Annotated in this window: 23 protein-coding genes; 19 read left to right on the top strand and 4 right to left on the bottom strand. The window is 46.9% G+C overall.

Annotated features, from left to right (window positions below; genetic code table 11):
* Positions 1–3: 3 nt before the first annotated feature.
* From GOL65_RS12990 to GOL65_RS12975, 4 genes are read right to left on the bottom strand one after another with little or no spacing between them, the layout of a single operon-like run.
* Positions 4–1,770 (bottom strand): integrase catalytic domain-containing protein, encoded by a 1,767-nt coding sequence (locus GOL65_RS12990; RefSeq protein ID WP_140919149.1) that lies wholly within the window; start codon positions 1,768–1,770, stop codon positions 4–6.
* Complete coding sequence (locus GOL65_RS12985) at positions 1,767–2,753, bottom strand: hypothetical protein (RefSeq protein WP_140919148.1); 987 nt, start codon at positions 2,751–2,753, stop codon at positions 1,767–1,769. Before GOL65_RS12985 ends, GOL65_RS12990 begins: the two co-directional genes overlap by 4 nt.
* Before the next feature lie 5 nt (positions 2,754–2,758).
* Positions 2,759–3,055, bottom strand: coding sequence for a helix-turn-helix domain-containing protein (locus GOL65_RS12980; protein ID WP_140919147.1), 297 nt, complete (start codon positions 3,053–3,055; stop codon positions 2,759–2,761).
* A gap of 11 nt (positions 3,056–3,066) precedes the next feature.
* On the bottom strand, positions 3,067–3,246 hold the full coding sequence (locus GOL65_RS12975) for a DNA-binding protein (protein ID WP_140919146.1): 180 nt from the start codon (positions 3,244–3,246) through the stop codon (positions 3,067–3,069).
* Positions 3,247–3,343: 97 nt separating this feature from the next.
* On the opposite strand from GOL65_RS12975, the gene GOL65_RS12970 reads away from it, so the two are divergent.
* The 19 genes from GOL65_RS12970 to GOL65_RS12880 all read left to right on the top strand — a co-directional run bounded on the left by GOL65_RS12970 (position 3,344) and on the right by GOL65_RS12880 (position 16,487).
* Positions 3,344–3,886, top strand: a complete 543-nt coding sequence (locus GOL65_RS12970) for a helix-turn-helix transcriptional regulator (protein ID WP_140919145.1) — start codon at positions 3,344–3,346, stop codon at positions 3,884–3,886.
* Positions 3,887–3,902: 16 nt separating this feature from the next.
* Positions 3,903–4,256, top strand: a complete 354-nt coding sequence (locus GOL65_RS12965; protein ID WP_140919144.1) for a hypothetical protein — start codon at positions 3,903–3,905, stop codon at positions 4,254–4,256.
* A 234-nt stretch (positions 4,257–4,490) separates the two neighbouring features.
* Positions 4,491–5,426, top strand: a complete 936-nt coding sequence (locus tag GOL65_RS12960; RefSeq protein ID WP_140919143.1) for an STM4504/CBY_0614 family protein — start codon at positions 4,491–4,493, stop codon at positions 5,424–5,426.
* A 42-nt stretch (positions 5,427–5,468) separates the two neighbouring features.
* Complete coding sequence (locus tag GOL65_RS12955) at positions 5,469–5,936, top strand: hypothetical protein (RefSeq protein ID WP_140919142.1); 468 nt, start codon at positions 5,469–5,471, stop codon at positions 5,934–5,936.
* A gap of 81 nt (positions 5,937–6,017) precedes the next feature.
* Positions 6,018–6,386 (top strand): putative holin, encoded by a 369-nt coding sequence (locus tag GOL65_RS12950; protein WP_140919141.1) that lies wholly within the window; start codon positions 6,018–6,020, stop codon positions 6,384–6,386.
* Between the two features lie 2 nt (positions 6,387–6,388).
* Complete coding sequence (locus GOL65_RS12945; protein ID WP_228723102.1) at positions 6,389–7,018, top strand: transglycosylase SLT domain-containing protein; 630 nt, start codon at positions 6,389–6,391, stop codon at positions 7,016–7,018.
* Positions 6,987–7,394, top strand: a complete 408-nt coding sequence (locus GOL65_RS12940; protein ID WP_140919140.1) for a hypothetical protein — start codon at positions 6,987–6,989, stop codon at positions 7,392–7,394. Before GOL65_RS12945 ends, GOL65_RS12940 begins: the two co-directional genes overlap by 32 nt.
* 104 nt (positions 7,395–7,498) lie before the next feature.
* On the top strand, positions 7,499–7,708 hold the full coding sequence (locus GOL65_RS12935; RefSeq protein WP_140919138.1) for a TraR/DksA family transcriptional regulator: 210 nt from the start codon (positions 7,499–7,501) through the stop codon (positions 7,706–7,708).
* Positions 7,705–8,016 (top strand): hypothetical protein, encoded by a 312-nt coding sequence (locus tag GOL65_RS12930; protein WP_140919137.1) that lies wholly within the window; start codon positions 7,705–7,707, stop codon positions 8,014–8,016. Before GOL65_RS12935 ends, GOL65_RS12930 begins: the two co-directional genes overlap by 4 nt.
* 18 nt (positions 8,017–8,034) lie before the next feature.
* On the top strand, positions 8,035–8,343 hold the full coding sequence (locus tag GOL65_RS12925; protein WP_140919136.1) for a hypothetical protein: 309 nt from the start codon (positions 8,035–8,037) through the stop codon (positions 8,341–8,343).
* A gap of 2 nt (positions 8,344–8,345) precedes the next feature.
* Positions 8,346–8,900, top strand: a complete 555-nt coding sequence (locus tag GOL65_RS12920) for a DUF3486 family protein (protein ID WP_140919135.1) — start codon at positions 8,346–8,348, stop codon at positions 8,898–8,900.
* The gene (locus tag GOL65_RS12915) at positions 8,900–9,136 is read left to right on the top strand and encodes a hypothetical protein (protein ID WP_140919134.1); all 237 of its coding nucleotides are present in this window, start codon (positions 8,900–8,902) and stop codon (positions 9,134–9,136) included. Before GOL65_RS12920 ends, GOL65_RS12915 begins: the two co-directional genes overlap by 1 nt.
* Positions 9,129–10,745, top strand: a complete 1,617-nt coding sequence (locus tag GOL65_RS12910; RefSeq protein ID WP_140919133.1) for a terminase large subunit domain-containing protein — start codon at positions 9,129–9,131, stop codon at positions 10,743–10,745. Before GOL65_RS12915 ends, GOL65_RS12910 begins: the two co-directional genes overlap by 8 nt.
* Positions 10,745–12,217, top strand: a complete 1,473-nt coding sequence (locus tag GOL65_RS12905; RefSeq protein ID WP_140919132.1) for a DUF935 domain-containing protein — start codon at positions 10,745–10,747, stop codon at positions 12,215–12,217. The genes GOL65_RS12910 and GOL65_RS12905 overlap by 1 nt, the downstream gene beginning before the upstream one ends.
* Positions 12,207–13,310 (top strand): phage head morphogenesis protein, encoded by a 1,104-nt coding sequence (locus tag GOL65_RS12900; RefSeq protein ID WP_140919131.1) that lies wholly within the window; start codon positions 12,207–12,209, stop codon positions 13,308–13,310. Before GOL65_RS12905 ends, GOL65_RS12900 begins: the two co-directional genes overlap by 11 nt.
* A 2-nt stretch (positions 13,311–13,312) precedes the next feature.
* Complete coding sequence (locus GOL65_RS12895; protein WP_140919130.1) at positions 13,313–13,798, top strand: phage virion morphogenesis protein; 486 nt, start codon at positions 13,313–13,315, stop codon at positions 13,796–13,798.
* A 222-nt stretch (positions 13,799–14,020) separates the two neighbouring features.
* Positions 14,021–15,073 carry a peptidase gene (locus tag GOL65_RS12890; protein WP_140919129.1) on the top strand — a complete coding sequence of 351 codons (1,053 nt, stop codon included), beginning with the start codon at positions 14,021–14,023 and terminating at the stop codon, positions 15,071–15,073.
* Between the two features lie 14 nt (positions 15,074–15,087).
* Positions 15,088–15,456, top strand: coding sequence for a head decoration protein (locus GOL65_RS12885; RefSeq protein WP_140919128.1), 369 nt, complete (start codon positions 15,088–15,090; stop codon positions 15,454–15,456).
* Between the two features lie 47 nt (positions 15,457–15,503).
* A complete protein-coding gene (locus GOL65_RS12880) occupies positions 15,504–16,487 on the top strand; it encodes a major capsid protein (protein ID WP_140919127.1) in 984 nt (327 codons plus the stop codon).
* Positions 16,488–16,493: the final 6 nt, after the last annotated feature.

Below are 16,493 nucleotides of genomic sequence, written 5' to 3'. Positions count from 1 at the left end.
TCCTTACTGCTGATTAACCAGCCGGAGAGCTGGGGTTGATTTACCAGAAAGTTTATCGCCGAATGCCTGAAGCTCTTCCACCGGTACACCATCCGGCCATTGCTGGGTAATGTGCTGGAAATAGTCAGGCTTCCAGTCCAGTCCGTGGTTTTGCAGGTTGGACTTCAGTATTTTTGCCGCTTCCACGTGTGTTAACAGGTGCAATTCAACACGGGGAGAACGTACCGTTGATGCCTGACCACGGCGGGGCATAAATGACGGTAACTCATACTCAGTAATATGCTTATAGGGATCTAACTGCCCCCCAAATGGTAATGATTTAGCCTTTCGGGCTGCGGTAGCATCAACTTCGTTATCGGTACCCGTCACCAACTGCTCAATTTCTTTAACCGCTATTTGTGCTGGCGTGTCTGCCTGACGCTTATAGTTCTGACCGATTATCGCGGCACTTTCGGCAAAGCCCAATTCGTTCTTACTGACCTCACTGACCTGGTAAAAGTATTCATGACCATTTTCATCGACTAAAACTACCTGGGCTGCATCAGAGCGCCATGGATTGCGGGTAATCATCAGTTTTTCACCGACCATCACTTTAGGAACCGTGGATACGTCATATTCCACCCCTCGGAATGGTACTCTTAACTTAGGCGTTACCTTTCGGCTCTCTGGATCGGATATCGCTAAATCACGACAAACTTCGATGGATGGAGCTTTAATTAATTGCTCTGCGGTAATACTCATCCATACTTCACTACGGGTTTTACGATGGCGGCTATGAATGGCCGTTGCGTTAAAATGCTGTCTCCACAGACGCGCTTTCTCGTTCAGTTCTTCCAGGTTGTGTACAGGCTGGAATTTCAAACCAGGTTCAAATTTACGCTCAATAATATCCCGTGCCTTTTCTACCTGTCCGGTAGCTCGTGCGTTATGAGCCTTATGAGCTTCGACGGAAATCCCCAAAGAACGACATAAATTCTTGGTCATAGTCGCAGTATTGGCAGAACCGGGATCGAGATACAGCATTTTGGGGACACCATGAAATACATCGGCTCCGCCGCGTTCCTGTATGGCATTAATTAAAACTGAACAAAGATTTTCTCCGCTTTCAGCCCCCATTACATATTCCACATAGATCCAACCGCTGGCATGGTCAGTGATTTCATAGCTCCACACCCGATCACTGGAAACACGCTGTAGATTCTTCGGTTTGTTCTTATAAAATTTTGTACTATCCATCACTTGCAAGCCTCGCTGACCGTTGCTGAGGTAATACAAAGTGCAAAGTGATGCATCTATTTCCCAAACATGGTTAGGGTGTAGGCTGGCAAGCTCAGTAACGGGAGCTGGTTGGCTAAGTTGATCTGGATGTAGACCATAACCGCGTAGCGCCCGGATGATGGCCGACTCAGATAATGGCGACCATTCGCCACTTTCTTCATTAACTCGTCCCGCGTTGATCATATTGTTAGCGCGAAGCGTCTCTACAGCATCAGCAATGCTATAGAGACGTTTACCATTCTTACGTGTTGCTTCCATCAATGTGGCAGATATTACAGCCGCTTCATCGCGTGTTAAGGCTGTTTTTCCTGCGTCAGTACGGCGTTTACGTTTATCCATTACGGCAACTCCCTTAATCTTACGTAGCAATGTCGCGCGGGATATCCCTAACTCAACACATGCTTTATCGTAAATCTGTCCCCGTTCACCATGTCCGGCTTTGCGTACGGCATGGGCGACAGCAACTAATTGTTCGGTCATGGCCGCACTCATATTATTGCTCCTTCATCCATGTCGGGCCGTTCAACATCAGGAATGGACTCAGTTAACCAGGCAGGAGCTGTCTCTCCACCTGGCGCAATCTCCAGAGAGAATGTCTCACGAAGCTGAGCAAGGGCACGTTCAATTTGGCAAAGCAATCCTGTCATCACTTCGTTATGAGAGATATTGTGTTGTTCGCTATGTTCGACCAATGCCGAAAAAATTTGATGTAATGGGCCAATGATTTGCATTTCAGCGCTCACCGTAGCCGTAATTGCTTCCTTTCGTAATGCCTCACCACTATCTTTAGGTAGTTCCGTTTTTACGCGCTTCTGTAACTTCTCCTCTAACTTAGCCTTATCGTAAAATAGCTTTTCATAACGGGCTTCTTTATCAGCGGTTAAAGTTCGGTTTGACTCCAGCTCCTCCTTAGTCGCTTTAACTTGTTGTTGAAGCTCCTCTTTTTCCTTGCTGTGTTTGGCGATTAGATCTTCAGCTAATTCCAGCAGGGTGTCTTTATCACCTTCTTTAGCGACTTCAATCAGGGCAGTCTTTTGGTCTTCCGGTAACTTACGGAACTGGCGTAGTTCACGATAACCAATACCCATTCGGGACATTGAGTCCAGCGCTTCTTCTCCAAAAGTATTTACATTACTGATAGCTTCGTTTGCATGTTGAGGAACCCAACCCAGTAAATTACAAAACTCTTCCCATGTTCCTTTATACTGAAGACCGTCTTCAGTGCGCTTTCCTGCAATTGATTGATATAGCTTATTTTCTTTTACAAATGCCAATTTGGAAATGAAGACGGTCTTCGAAAATTTAGCAAAAGCATCAGCCATCTGAGCTTGACCTAAAAGCTGATTCACTAAATCGCGATCATCAGTGTAATTTGTCTGAAGAATGGATAACGCATTGGTTGCTTCCAGCGTCTCCTGGTTGATATCGGGCGTTTCGCTAATTATCTGTTCAGCGTTAGAAGATTTACGAGCCATAATAGTTATCCTTTAGTGATGCGTAAAATGGATGAATCCAGGCGTTGTTTGGCTTCATCCATACTGGTTAGGATGGCTACAGCATGTTTTGCCAAGCTATGACTGGGTCGAATACGATCCGTTTCGGGAATGCGTTCAGCAAATCCGGCAGACTCTAAAATAGCCACATATCGGGTAATATTCGGTGCTGATAGCCCCGTAGCCCTCGCCAGCTCACCGTTAGTGAAACCAATAGCGAAGTTTTTAAGTAGGACGTTCAGTACGTCAAGAACCTTTTCGGCACTGCTTTTAGCTTCTTTCATACTACAACCCCTTACGCTGCCGGTTTCAGACCTAACTTAACCGCTATTTCATGCGCTTTACCGTACTTACATTTTGCAAAGCCGTTTAAAACCCGATAAACCTCAATAGGTTGGTAACCGTTAGCTTTAGCCCAGGCGGTAAATGTTTCCCCACGTTTTTGAAAAGCTAATTTCACTTGTTCTGGTGTCATGTTTTCCTCTCTTGTGTTAAAAAGAACTTTATAAGAAATTAGTTATTATATTGGTGCAGATTTCTGCACTTGTCAAATCAAAAGTGCAGAAAACAGCATGATAAATATTCGATTAAAAGAAGAGAGAGAGAGATTGGGATTGACCCAACCTCAGCTAGCTGAAGTCGCCAACGCGTCAAAACGTACAGTCATTGAGTGGGAAAAAGGTGCCACCTCCCCAAGCGCAGTGCAGTTATCTGCACTATCATTTGTAGGGGTAGATGTTCAATATGTCCTCACCGGTAAGCGAATGACCCGCGCTGAAGCTAAAAGGCTGGGCATATTTAAGCCGGATGCTTACATTGCTCAAGCAATAGCGTCTATTGATGGCGATGAAAGCTATGATGAAGAACCATTTACCATGAATACCCCTGCAACCTATCGCCTGAGTAAAGATGAATGGGAGTTAATGCAGCGCTTCAGAGCTGGCTCACTGGAAACTAAAATGGAAGTAATGAAAATCCTGATGAGTGTTGATATGCCTGGAAAAACCACTGACGACTACAAACCTGAATCCAATGAAAATAAAAGCTCAGGAATTAATGTCTCTGGTAACAGTAATCGAGTAGCCGGAAGAAACTATAACGAACGGAAGAAGTAGACTTTAGGGAGACGCTATGTCTATTAACGTCAATGGGGATAACAATAGAATTGCTGGGCGTGATTATCATGAACATCCTGACATCTGTCCCAGTTGCGAAGTACGCTACCTTACTTCAGGACGGCAATATTGCCGTCATTGTGAAGAGGATTACAATAGAGCACAAACAGAAAGAATACTCAGAAAGATAGCAAGGCATAAGCTATTAAGAAGGTTTTGGATTGCTCAAATATCTTTAATTATCAGTATGCTTCTGCTCGTAGCGAGCGATGATTATACCCCCTATATCAGCATTGTCTTCATGATCTCTTTAATTGCGTGTTGCATGATTAATGCAGCATTGAAAAACTATCCGCCAGATGATGATTAATTAAAGAAATAGGTCTTACTAACTGATTTTCTGGTATTTTTACTAGGGTTTATATTTGATCAATATATATTACTATTCTTTAATAGTTAAACATTCTGCGCTCGGCCGAGTCGGAAAAAAGATTGTTTAACTAAAAAAATAAGGTACAAGCTAAGAATATTAACGTTATTTTGCATCATAAAGACTTGTAACAGACTAATTAGTAATGATTAAAATTCGGGGTCATAAGCAAGTATGGGTATATTTGAATTATTTTCCACTAGAAAAAAAAGACTTAATGGCGAACTTCCTGATGTATATAAATATGATGTTCTGCCTGAGCCATTGAAGGTACAAATTGTACAGATAGTTATAGATACAATAGGGTTAAAAGAAGAGTACGGGCGATTATCATCAGCTATGATGCTATATGAACATATACATAATACTTTATGTAAAGAATATGGGGTATTTACATTAGGTAGTAATCAGAAGAACGATTTTAGTAACGTATATGATTATTTCTTGACTGAGCGAAAAATAGATAAGTTACTAGATGTTATTGAACTAACATTCAAAGTCATTGATAACTTTGTTCGCCTACGCCAAAATGAATTTACTAACCACCTGAAGACTAAACAAACGGCAGATGAAGCAATCAATGAACTAAACCATCGTTTCAAAGCTGCTGGTGTTGGGTATGAGTATACATCTGGTGAAATTATTCGCATAGACTCAGAGATAATTCACAGTACTGTGATAAAACCCGCCTTAGCGTTACTACAAGGTAGTTCTCATTTTGATGGTGCTCAAAATGAATTTTTATTGGCCCATGAGCATTATCGCCATAAAAGATATAAAGAGTGCATAGCCGATTGTAATAAAGCATTTGAAAGTTGCATGAAGGCCATATGTCATAACCAAGGTTGGAGTTATAGCCCTAAAGATCCAGCTAAAAAACTTATTAATACCTGCCTTAGTAATAATTTAGTCCCATCATATATGCAGGCCCAGTTGAATGGCCTAGCTAATTTGTTAGAAAGTGGCTTACCTACTATCAGAAATAGCAATGCTGGTCATGGACAAGGTACAAATGTCGTCACAGTTGAAGATGATTTGGTTGCTTATGCCTTACATCTAACTGCTTCAAATATCGTCTTTTTCGCTGAATGTGAAAAAAAACTACCATAATAAGAATCGTAATTATTCTATTCAAAAATAGGGGGATTTTACGTGTCAGACAGCACTATTTTACAGGCTTTATTTAACCAACAAAGAATCCAGATTTTAGAGCTAGGCGTTATTCATAATAAATTTAGCAATGATTATCTGTTTGCTTGGGAATCTGGTGTATATCCATTTTTTGCTGATACTGATGGTACTGTTCTCCCATATCCACATGAAGTATATAAAACGAATTTCATAGTATCCCCTGAGCGCGTAAAAAAAGTTTTCGATTATTTATGTGAATGTTGGGATAACAAAAACATACCTACATTTTATGAACTTGAAGATTATTTTGGTGGGAAGTATGACAGCGTTTATGGTCGTGGGGTTTTAGTCGATTGTTGTCGCTATTTCTTTTTACATACATGCTTCGATAAAAAATTTTGGCAGATATTACTAACGCCAATGAAACACCCTGCTGAAGCAGCATATTTGGCATCTACATTTGATCGAGACGACATCCTATTTAATTAAAAGTTTTAATCACGGCTAAAATCCCAAAACCCTGGCACCGCCTAACATGGCGGTGTCTTTTATTTTATTGGGGTTTTAATCATGTCACTGTTCAAAACTATCCGTAGTCATCGACTACTTATCTGGGCTTTAGCCGCTGTCGTTCTTGTTGCTGTTATCGCCGTGCTCTCTCCTCAACAACTCCCTGTCACGCTGTATAAGCTGTCTCTGGTTTGTCTGGCTGCGGTGATCGGGTATCACTTAGACAGAGCGCTATTTCCTTACGCCAGTCCCGGCAGCTATCTGGTTGATAACTGGAAAACGGTCATTGGCCAGCCCGCCCATAACATGGATAAGCTGGAGCCAGAATACCCGGTGATTAATGGTTATCAGCGTATCTTTGCCGCCGTTCTGTTACGCCGGGCCATTGTAGTAACTGCGGTCATCCTTGGCGTGACGTTGGGGTTATAGCCATGAAAGCCGTTATTTTGTTCATTCTGTTAATAACGGCCTGTCATCCGGTACTGGCAGCGGTACCGGGTGATGCTGCCCGTTATAAGCGAGACCTAATTCGTGTTTCCCATGCTCAATGGGGACTGGATGCACCGGTGGCCACCTTTGCCGCTCAAATCCATCAGGAAAGCCGTTGGCGCTCTGATGCCCGTTCCCCGGTTGGTGCGGTTGGTCTGGCCCAGTTTATGCCTGCTACCTCCAAATGGATTGCCGGTACCTATCCTTCCTCCCTGGGAAATAATCAGCCTTATAACCCGGTCTGGGCTTTACAAGCTCTGGTGACCTATAACCACTGGCATTACCAGCGCATCAAAGCGGATACCGACTGTGACCGCTGGGCTTTCACCTTAAGCGCTTATAACGGTGGTCTCGGTTGGGTTCAACGTGACCAGAAAAAGGCCGCGTCTCAGGGGCTGGATTCAGGCCAGTACTGGGGGCAGTTGAATTCATCAACGCCGGGCGCAGTGCCGCCAATTTCAAAGAGAATCGTGGTTATCCAGACCGGATCATCTATCGCTGGCAACCTGAATATCAGGCGGCTGGCTGGGGGAATGGTGTATGCAATTAAGAACGGTATACCTCATTTTTAGCGTGATAGCGCTGGTACGGGGTTTCTCCCGCTATTACTACGAAAAAGGCTATTCAGAAGCGGAATTGGCTTGCGCTGAGCGTCAGGCCAGCACTGCACAAAACCAGTTAAACCAGTTTGTCAAAGCCAGCCAACAGCTTGCTGCTGATGCCTATGTGGTAAGCCAGGCCGTTTCAGCCCAAATGACGGCCATCACCGTTATTAATCAGGAAAGCACCAGGGAGATCCGCTATGAGCTTAAAAACCGTGCTGATGCTCGCTGTCAGTATTCTGCTGACATCATGCAGCAACTCGATAATGCCCGACAACGAGCCAATCAGGCCGCTACCAGCGGCTTTGGCGGTTCATTGTCCGCCTCTGGCACTGCCGGAAAGTAACACTGATGACGCTATCGTTATTGCACTTAAAGAAGCCTATGACCAATACGGCCTGTGTGCCGGGCGTTATGTTGAATTGCTCTACTACTTACAGGAATCAAAGAATGGACGACATTGACCGCGCTGCTGAACTGGAGCTTCAGCAACAGGAACGCGCACTGGAGGCCAGAAAACAATCCATACCAGCCGGAACGGGTTATTCACATTGTTTTGGTTGTGATAACCCAATCCCGGAGGCGCGACGAAAGGCTATACCCGGTGTAACGCGTTGTGTGGATTGCCAACAAATCCATGAAATTTGGGGACGCAAATGATTATTGAAATGAAGTTCTGGGAAGTGCTCTCCCTGTTGATTGGATTTATGGGCTTTGTCTTCGCTGCCGGGAAAATCCTGATGGCGCAGGTTGAAAAGCGCCTTGATATCCGTTTCGGCGCACTCGAAGAGGCCCGAAAAGAAACGGAAACCGGTCACATGCGAATGGAACGGGAATTTCTGGAGTTTAAGGCAACCTTACCGCTTGAGTATGTCCGCCGTGATGACTTCATTCGCAGCCAGACCGTGATAGAGGCCAAGCTGGATGCACTCTACAGCCGATTAGATGCTATCGGTAAACAAAAATAGATTGTTAGGGAGAATGTTATGGATTATCAACGCCACCGTCGTGAGGCTATGCGCTGGAATATTTTACAAATGCTGTATAAATCCCGGCCTTATACCACCAATGAACAGTTTGTCCTGAACGTCATCGGTACGATTTACCCCGATGTTACCGCGCTGGAACTACGCCAGGAACTGGATTACCTGTCTGACCGCAAAATGCTGGAACTGACCCGCCAGCCATCAGGTACCTGGTTTGCTGACCTGACCCGGTTAGGCGTTGATTTGGTGGAATATACCGTGGAATGCGGCCCTGGCATTGCCCGCCCGGTAAAATACTGGAGTGAATGATCATGGCCAGACGCAGCTCTATTGATAAGTTGCCGACTGATGTCAGGCACTGGCTAGAACGCGCCCTAACTGATAATAATTTTAGCGGTTATGTCGAGTTAGAAGCGCTGATGCGGGACAAAGGCTACCAAATCAGTAAGTCCGCTATCTTCCGTTACGGTAAGAAGATTGAAAAGCGTTTTGCCACCATCAAAGCCAGCACGGAAGCCGCCAGAATCATCACTGAAGGCGCTTCAGATGATCAGGACAAACGTTCCGAAGCCATTATTGCCATGGTGCAGAGCGAGCTATTCGAAACCATGATCAACCTTCAGGAAGCGGAAGAGACGGAAGACCAGGGACAGCGGGTAAAACTGCTTTCCACTGCGGCCAAGAATATTGCCACGTTAACCCGCGCCAGCGTCAACCTGAAGCGCTACCAGTCTGATATTCGAAAGGAGATCCGGGCAGAGCTTTTGCGTGAGCAGAGCGCCAATCTGGAGAAAGAAGCAAAAGCCCAGGGACTGGATGAAAACGCGGTTCAGTTCTGGCGTGAGAAGATACTGGGGATCAAGTAATGAATGTCTATCTTGCCTGGATACTTCTGATGCTGGCCTGTTACGGGATAGGCCACCTCAGTTACTGCCTGACGTTTTATTTACTGGGTCTATTCGGTAAATATACCTCACTGTCTCGCGCTGTTAACCAGTTTGAGAAAGCGCTGAAAAAGTCCGGCTGGAATGGTAAAGACCGCATTACCCTTCATTTTAAAGATAAAGGGCAATTAATTATTGAGGTGATTGATAATGAATAACCTCAAGCCCTTATCTTCTACCTTACGCGTTGTCGAGTGGGAGGAACTGCCACCCCGCGCCCGTAACATTCCGGCCAACTTTAACCCGCTGGCTGAAGGTGTGCTGATGGCACACCAGATTGAAGTACTGAAAATAAAAGCGTCAATCATTGCCATCCCTAAAGGTCGTCGTACTGGCATTACCTTTGCCTTTGGTTTTGAAGCGGTGCTAACTGCTGCTTCTCAAAAAGCCATTGGCGGCATGGATGTGTTCTATATTGGCGATACCAAAGAAAAGGGTCTGGAGTTTATTGGCTACTGTGCCAAATTCTCCCGCGTTATTGCCGAGCAGCAAAGTACTTCAGTTTCTAATATTGAAGAATTTCTGTTTGAAGACCAGGACGAGAAAGGTAAAACCCGACACATTACGGCCTACCGTATTCGTTATTCTTCCGGCTATCAGATTGTGGCGCTATCTTCCCGGCCTGCGAATATTCGAGGTTTACAGGGGCTGGTTATCATCGATGAAGCCGCTTTCCATCAGGATGTTCAGGGGGTTCTGGATGCTGCCACCGCGTTGTTAATTTGGGGTGGCCGTATTATCGTTATCTCTTCTCATAACGGCAAAACCAATTCGTTTAACCAGTTTGTTAACGATATTGAAAACGGCTTGTATGGGGCTGATGCTGTGGTTTACAGAGTGACCTTTGATGATGCCGTTGCCAATGGTCTCTATGAACGTGTTTGTTTCATGAAGGGAGAAGAAGCGACTATTGAAGGGAAACAGACCTGGTATACCCGCATCCGTAACGCCTATGGCCCCCGTAAAGCAGCGATGCGTGAAGAACTGGACGTTATCCCCCGCGATGGTAACGGTGTTTGTATTCCGGGTGTCTGGATTGAAAACGCCATGCCACCAAACTCCGATCGCGTTGTTCTGCGTCTGACGCTGGATGATGACTTTGCCCGGAAACCCAACGAAGAACGGAAGTCTTTTGTTGAAGACTGGATCAAGCGTTATCTCGATCCGGTTATCGCCCGACTGGATAAAAACTTACGTTATTCCTTTGGTGATGACTTCGCCCGACATCGTGACTTTTCCTCCATTTTGCTGATGGCCACGCTGCCAAACCTCTATCGTGATGTGCCGTTGATTATCGAAATGCACAAGGTACCCACCCGCCAGCAGGAACAAATCCTCTGGTATTTGCTCCGGGCCATACAGCGTTTTTCTGGTGCGATGGATGCCACCGGCCCCGGTCAGACACTCGCAGAATATACCGCGGATGAATTCGGTCATGACCGTGTGGCTCAGGTGAGTTTGAGTCGGAGCTGGTACGGTACCTGGATGCCAAAAGTTATCCAGGGGTTTGAAGACGGGATTATTACCTTACCGGCTGACGATAACGTTAAGCAGGATATCCATTCCATTGAAGATATTGATGGTATTCCCATGCTCTCATCCGTTCGTAAGGAAGACCTGAAAGATCCTGAGCTCTATCGGCACGGGGATACGGCCATTGCCCTGGCATTAGCCTGGTATGCCTCCATTGAGATGAATAAAGGCCCGGTCAGGGCATCTTCTCGCGGTACGCGGGCCAGTAATCAATTGTTAAAAGGATACCGATAATGAGTAAAGGTATTTGGGTTAATCCCCATGAGTTTGTCTCTTTTGTCGAACTTAACAAACCATCAAAAGAGGTCATTGCCACCCGTTCGCGGGTCAATGGCTCTCTGGGGATCACCGGTGCATTACCGAACCCCGATCCTGTTTTACGTAAGATGGGTAAAAGCATTCAGGTTTACCGTGATTTGACCGCTGACGCGCATGTAGGCGGTTGCGTTCGTCGCCGTAAGTCTGCGGTTCTGGCACTTGAATATGGATTTGACCGGGAAAGTGCCAGTGCGCCGGTGTCCGATTTTATCGATAAGGTTTTTGCAAAACTGCGAATGAGAACCCTCATCAGTGAAGCACTGGATGCCCCCTTATATGGCTACACACCACTGGAAGTCATGTGGGAAGATATTGATGACAGGATAGTTCCCGTTCAGGTTGTGGCCAAACCCGCTGAATGGTTCTTTTTTGATGATGAGAACCGCCTTCGGATGCGTACCAAAGATGACCGAGACGGTATTTTATTGCCTGAACGTAAGTTTATTCTGGTGCGCCAGGATGCTACTTATGAGAATCCGTATGGCATTGCTGACCTGAGTCGCTGTTTCTGGCCAACCACGTTCAAGCGTGGCGGTTTTGAGTTCTGGCTGAAGTTCACCGAGAAGTACGGTAGCCCGTTCCTGGTCGGTAAGCATCCCCGTAATACCCATAATTCGGAAGTGGACGCGCTACTGGATAGCCTAGAGGCCATGGTTCAGGATGCGGTAGCGGCTATTCCAGATGACAGCTCTATTGAAATCCTTGAAGCCGCTGGCAAAGGCAGTAGCGCTGATATTTACGAACGCTTAATGATGTTCTGTCGTTCTGAAGTCAGCATTGCTTTAACCGGTACTAACCAGACAACGGAGGCCGACACCACCAACGCCAGTGCTCAGGCTGGTTTAACCGTCTCTGAAGATATTCGTGATGCGGATGCCGAACTGGTATCAGAAGCCATGAACACCTTAGCCCGGTGGGCGGTGGAGCTGAACTTCTCTGAAGATGAGAACGTGCCGGTCTGGTCGATGTGGTCACCGGAAACCATTGATAAAACCCTGGCTGAGCGTGACCAGATACTAAAAACGGCTGGCGCTAACTTTACCAATGCGTATTTCATGCGGGAATACAACCTGAAAGAAGGCGACCTGGGCGAACAACTCCCACCATCCGCAGGAATGGGTTATCCGTCATTTGCTGAGAAACCCCAAAAGCATGACCCGATTAGAGCCGCTGCTGACCAGCTCAGCCGGGAGACGCAACCCATTGTTGATGGCTGGTTAGAGCGTATTCGCTACTTCGCCGAAAAATCTAAAAGCATGGAAGAGCTTCAGGAACGCTTACTGGAAGAGTTCGATAATCTGCCTGAAGAGGAATTGGCTCAGGCCATGGCCAGTGCCTTTACCGCTATTAACCTTCAGGGGCGCGATGAGGTGAATCATGGCCGTTAGAGGCGCGTTTAACCAGCGATTTGATAAGCAGAGCGATTATTTCCGCCAGAAGTTAGCGATACCCAGCGAACGTTGGGATGATATTTCCAGGGAACAGCACGATCATGGTGTTATTGTCGCCGGAGCCATGAAAGCCGACCTGGTTAATGACCTGAAAAAAGCCATACAAACCGTGATTGATGACGGCAAGAGTATCCAGTGGTTCCGTAAAAACTTTGATCAGGTTGTCGAAAAGCAAGGCTGGAAAGGCTGGACGGGTGAAGACAGTAAAGCGGGTAAAGCCTGGCGTACTGAGGTGATTTATACCCAGAACCTGAAATCATCCCATGCGGCAGGCCGTTATGCTCAACTGACTGACCCGGATGTGTTAGCTGAGCGTCCCTACTGGCGCTATGTTCACCGTTCTGTGATTAATCCCAGAGAAGAGCACGCAAGATGGCATAATCTGGTAATCCCTGCTGACGATCCGTTTTGGGATGAGCATTACCCCCCGAACGGCTTCGGGTGTAACTGTATCGTTGAGTCCTGTAGTGAACGGGATTTGAAAAAACTGGGTAAAACCGGCCCGGATACGGCCCCGGCCCGAAAAACTCAGCTTTATACCGATACCAATACTGGTGAACAACGTCTGGTTCCTGAAGGGGTGATGCCCGGATTTGACTATACCCCCGGTAAGAGCGCCACTCAGAACGCGCTGGCAGCCAATAAGCAGAAACTCAATACCCTGGATTCTGCCATTGCCAGAAAGAACGTCGAAAAGCTGATTAATTCTGATGTGTTCCTGTCGTTTTATAATGGTCGCCTGAAGGGTGAATTTCCGGTGGCCATTATGGACAGTAAGCAGATGGCTGAACTTGCCGTAAAAAGCTCGGTACTGACCTTAAGCCGCCAGACCATCATGAAGTTACGTACCCAACACCCGGACTTAAGCCCGTTAGATTTTCGTCAACTCCAGACCCAACTAGATAATGCCCGGTGGCAGATGACCGGGCAAGGCGAAAAGCAAACGGCAGTAAGCCTTGCGGGTAAGTTATGGCAGATTATTGCCAAGCCTACCGCCTTCGGTATTTACATTGACATGGTTCAGGCATAGTAATGGCTACAATTACCGTACAACTCGACAGTGCGCCGGTTAACCAGCTACTGAGCCAGATTGAACAGGCGGGTTTAGACCTGACATCGGTATTTAAAAATATCGGTGAAATCCTGTTAAACAGTACCCGCCGCCGTTTTGAAGTGGGTATGGGGCCACTGGGTGAGCAATGGGCGACCAACAGCCCTGTCACGCTGGCCAATAAGCGCGATCCTCGTCCATTGATTGGGGATACGCGCAGCCTCTCAACCCAGATTAGCTATACGTCTGATGCGGATCACGTTCTGCTGGCCTCGTTGATGGAGTATGGTGGCACTCAGCAGTTTGGTGCTAAAAAAGGCCAATATGGCCAGACCCGACATGGCGTACCTTTACCCTGGGGCGATATTGAAGCCAGGCCATTCATTGGACTATCACCTGAAGACGAAGAGGATATTCTGGATCTGTTGGAACGGTATCTTGCCCGTGCCGCCGGAACGATGGATTAATCGCGCTGAGTTCAATTTTAACCCGTGAGTGGGCTCATGGGTTGTATTTCTTCCATTAACCGCGTAAAACCGCTTTATAAAGATTTACAGCCCATCAATATTGTCCTTTATCCCCTGAGTACTTTCATTTTCCCTCAATGTTGTTCTTTAACGTCGATTAAAATCGCACTTCCATAAATTTTGACATCGTAGCCATGACTAACAACAACATGGTGAACCTGAATGTCAAAACTGATCCATATCTTTAAGCCTGGTACCCATCAACCGATGGAAGGCGAGCCTATTTCTTTCACCCTGAAAGATTTTGAAGCCACAGCACGTGCCTACCATATGGATGTTCATGAAGCGCCATTGGTCGTTGGTCACCCGAAAGACAATTTCCCTGCCTATGGTTGGGTAAAACACATCATTGCAACACCGGAAGGCTTGTTTATTGACTCACATCAGGTTGATGCTGAGTTCGCTGAACTGGTCAACGCTGGCCGCTATAAGAAAATCTCCCCGTCATTCTATGAACCTGATGAACCCTGTAACCCCGTGCCGGGGGTGTATTACCTGCGCCACGTTGGATTTCTGGGCGCTGTTCCCCCATCAGTAAAAGGACTGAAGCCGGTTGAATTTGCAGACAGTGGCCAGGGTATTGTGAGTTTTAACGAAAATATCAATGAGGATACCAATATGGCTGATGCAGCTAACCCAACGGATAAAAAAGGTTTACTGGCGCGTCTGGTGGCTTTTCTGACCAAAGAGCTGGGTGAGGACAAGGCCGCTGAAATCATTTCAGAGGAAGGCGCTCAGGCAATTGCTGTGGCTGTGAGTGATGCCGCACCTGAAGCGGTTAAAACCGACCTTCCACCGGATGCCAGCGCCGATGAAATTCTGCCTGAAGTCGCCGCTCAGTTAGTCGCCGTATCAGAGGAAAACCAGCGACTGAAGGCAGAAAATGAAGAGCTTCAGGAGCAGGCGGAAGAACTGGAAATTGACGGTGAGAGCGCGGACTTTGCCGAAGTACTTCGCCGTAAGGTTAAACCACGCCACCGGGCAGCCGTTCGTGCCATGGTCAAGGCCGCATCGAAAAAGCGTGGTAGCAGCAAGCTGGACTTTAGCGAAAACGGTAAGAGTAAACCGCTTGCGCCAGCTATTCAGGCATTTATTCGTTCTTTACCGGATGTGGTGGATTTTAGTGAAGTGGCCCGAAAAGGTACCGCCCCTAAAAACACCACTGTTAACCCACTACTTGCTGACGCAGAACGCCGCGCCAGCCGTAATAAGTAGGAGCACCTTAAATCATGGCTACTTTTAACGAACCAAAAGTATTAAGCGATGTTCTGCTGGTTGAAGTGAAACCAGGCTGGACGAAAGACCGGGGCATGATTGCCGCGGATAAAAAATATGAGTTGGGTACCGTTCTGGCCAAAGTCTCCGGTAAATATTATGCCCTTGATTTAGCGGGTACGGGGGCGGCAAAAAAAGCCGTAGCGGTATTGGCGCAACATATCGATACCACGGCTGGCGAACGTCCGGGAGCGGTGATTGCCCGCGGTGCCGTAGTGGCCATTGATGGTCTGGTGTGGCCTGAAGGGGTGACTGATGCACAAAAGGCCACGGCATACACCGAGCTGGAAGCGCTGGGCATCGTTGCCAAAGAACAGCTTTAACCCGGTTTACCTGCTTTTTAGCCATTTTAATGTGAAGGAAGAAGAGAATGAATTTAGCTGATATGTTTACCGTTACTTCGTTAACGGCAGCCATTAATAAAATCCCAACCATCCCGACCCGTGCGGGAGAATTGGGTATTTTTGAAGAAGAAGGCATTGCTACCACGTCCGTTGTGATCGAAAGCCGTGATGGCCGTTTATTCCTGGTCAAGAATATTGGCCGTGATGAAGACCCAACGCCGGTTAAAAACAGTAAGTCCAAGCGCCGTACGTTTGAAACCACCCACTTACCAGCTTCAGCTCAGTTGTTGCCGTCTGACCTGCAAAATTTCAATTCCTTTGGCGACAACGATGCTACTGACTATCAGGCGCAAACCATCAATAACAAGCTGGAAATGATGAAAAACAGCCTGGAAGTCACCCGCGAATTCCAGCGTATCGGGGCCTTGTGTGGGCGTATTCTGGATTCGGATGGCTCGGTGATTTATGACCTGTACAGGGAGTTCGGTGTAACACAAAAGAGCATTATTGTACCGCTGAGCGCAGACGCTACCAATGTCCGTAAGCTGTTAATGGATGCCAAACGCCACAGTGAATCTAAACTCACCGGCGCACTGGTGACCGGGTATAAGGAGTTCTGTGGTAAAGACTGGTTTGATGCCTTCGTTGATCATCCTAACGTACAAAAAGCCTATGCCAACTATCAGGAAGCCGCCGATCGCCTGGGTGGTGATCTGCGTAAAGGCTTTACCTTCGGTGGTATTGAGTTTGAAGAGTATAACGCCACGGTCTCCAAGCAGGACTTCCTTGCGGCAGACGTTGCGCGGGTATTCCCTATCGCCAAGGGTGGGGTTTATAAGATGTATAACGCCCCGGCAAACTACAACGAAACGGTCAATACCATTGGCCTGCCGCACTATGCCAAAGCGGAAGAGCGCAGCATGGGTAAAGGCTGGGACTTAGAGGCTCAGGCTAACCCGCTGGCTATCTGTACTTATCCTGAAGCCCTTGTTGAACTGAAGATGAGCTAAGGAAAC

Origin of the sequence: Limnobaculum xujianqingii (assembly GCF_013394855.1) — a bacterium.
Taxonomy (GTDB): Bacteria; Pseudomonadota; Gammaproteobacteria; order Enterobacterales; family Enterobacteriaceae; genus Limnobaculum; species Limnobaculum xujianqingii.
The sequence above is the reverse complement of the archived record's forward strand: the minus strand, read 5'-3'. Positions and strand labels throughout refer to the sequence as shown.

Coding starts and splice junctions, on each gene's coding strand:
- GOL65_RS12950 (WP_140919141.1), top strand. CDS start 6,018: ATGTCACTGTTCAAAACTATCCGTAGTCATCGACTACTTATCTGGGCT.
- GOL65_RS12915 (WP_140919134.1), top strand. CDS start 8,900: ATGAATGTCTATCTTGCCTGGATACTTCTGATGCTGGCCTGTTACGGG.
- GOL65_RS12925 (WP_140919136.1), top strand. CDS start 8,035: ATGGATTATCAACGCCACCGTCGTGAGGCTATGCGCTGGAATATTTTA.
- GOL65_RS12920 (WP_140919135.1), top strand. CDS start 8,346: ATGGCCAGACGCAGCTCTATTGATAAGTTGCCGACTGATGTCAGGCAC.
- GOL65_RS12900 (WP_140919131.1), top strand. CDS start 12,207: ATGGCCGTTAGAGGCGCGTTTAACCAGCGATTTGATAAGCAGAGCGAT.
- GOL65_RS12965 (WP_140919144.1), top strand. CDS start 3,903: ATGTCTATTAACGTCAATGGGGATAACAATAGAATTGCTGGGCGTGAT.
- GOL65_RS12940 (WP_140919140.1), top strand. CDS start 6,987: ATGCAATTAAGAACGGTATACCTCATTTTTAGCGTGATAGCGCTGGTA.
- GOL65_RS12970 (WP_140919145.1), top strand. CDS start 3,344: ATGATAAATATTCGATTAAAAGAAGAGAGAGAGAGATTGGGATTGACC.
- GOL65_RS12905 (WP_140919132.1), top strand. CDS start 10,745: ATGAGTAAAGGTATTTGGGTTAATCCCCATGAGTTTGTCTCTTTTGTC.
- GOL65_RS12885 (WP_140919128.1), top strand. CDS start 15,088: ATGGCTACTTTTAACGAACCAAAAGTATTAAGCGATGTTCTGCTGGTT.
- GOL65_RS12990 (WP_140919149.1), bottom strand. CDS start 1,770: ATGAGTGCGGCCATGACCGAACAATTAGTTGCTGTCGCCCATGCCGTA.
- GOL65_RS12880 (WP_140919127.1), top strand. CDS start 15,504: ATGAATTTAGCTGATATGTTTACCGTTACTTCGTTAACGGCAGCCATT.
- GOL65_RS12980 (WP_140919147.1), bottom strand. CDS start 3,055: ATGAAAGAAGCTAAAAGCAGTGCCGAAAAGGTTCTTGACGTACTGAAC.
- GOL65_RS12890 (WP_140919129.1), top strand. CDS start 14,021: ATGTCAAAACTGATCCATATCTTTAAGCCTGGTACCCATCAACCGATG.
- GOL65_RS12985 (WP_140919148.1), bottom strand. CDS start 2,753: ATGGCTCGTAAATCTTCTAACGCTGAACAGATAATTAGCGAAACGCCC.
- GOL65_RS12910 (WP_140919133.1), top strand. CDS start 9,129: ATGAATAACCTCAAGCCCTTATCTTCTACCTTACGCGTTGTCGAGTGG.
- GOL65_RS12895 (WP_140919130.1), top strand. CDS start 13,313: ATGGCTACAATTACCGTACAACTCGACAGTGCGCCGGTTAACCAGCTA.
- GOL65_RS12945 (WP_228723102.1), top strand. CDS start 6,389: ATGAAAGCCGTTATTTTGTTCATTCTGTTAATAACGGCCTGTCATCCG.
- GOL65_RS12930 (WP_140919137.1), top strand. CDS start 7,705: ATGATTATTGAAATGAAGTTCTGGGAAGTGCTCTCCCTGTTGATTGGA.
- GOL65_RS12960 (WP_140919143.1), top strand. CDS start 4,491: ATGGGTATATTTGAATTATTTTCCACTAGAAAAAAAAGACTTAATGGC.
- GOL65_RS12975 (WP_140919146.1), bottom strand. CDS start 3,246: ATGACACCAGAACAAGTGAAATTAGCTTTTCAAAAACGTGGGGAAACA.
- GOL65_RS12935 (WP_140919138.1), top strand. CDS start 7,499: ATGGACGACATTGACCGCGCTGCTGAACTGGAGCTTCAGCAACAGGAA.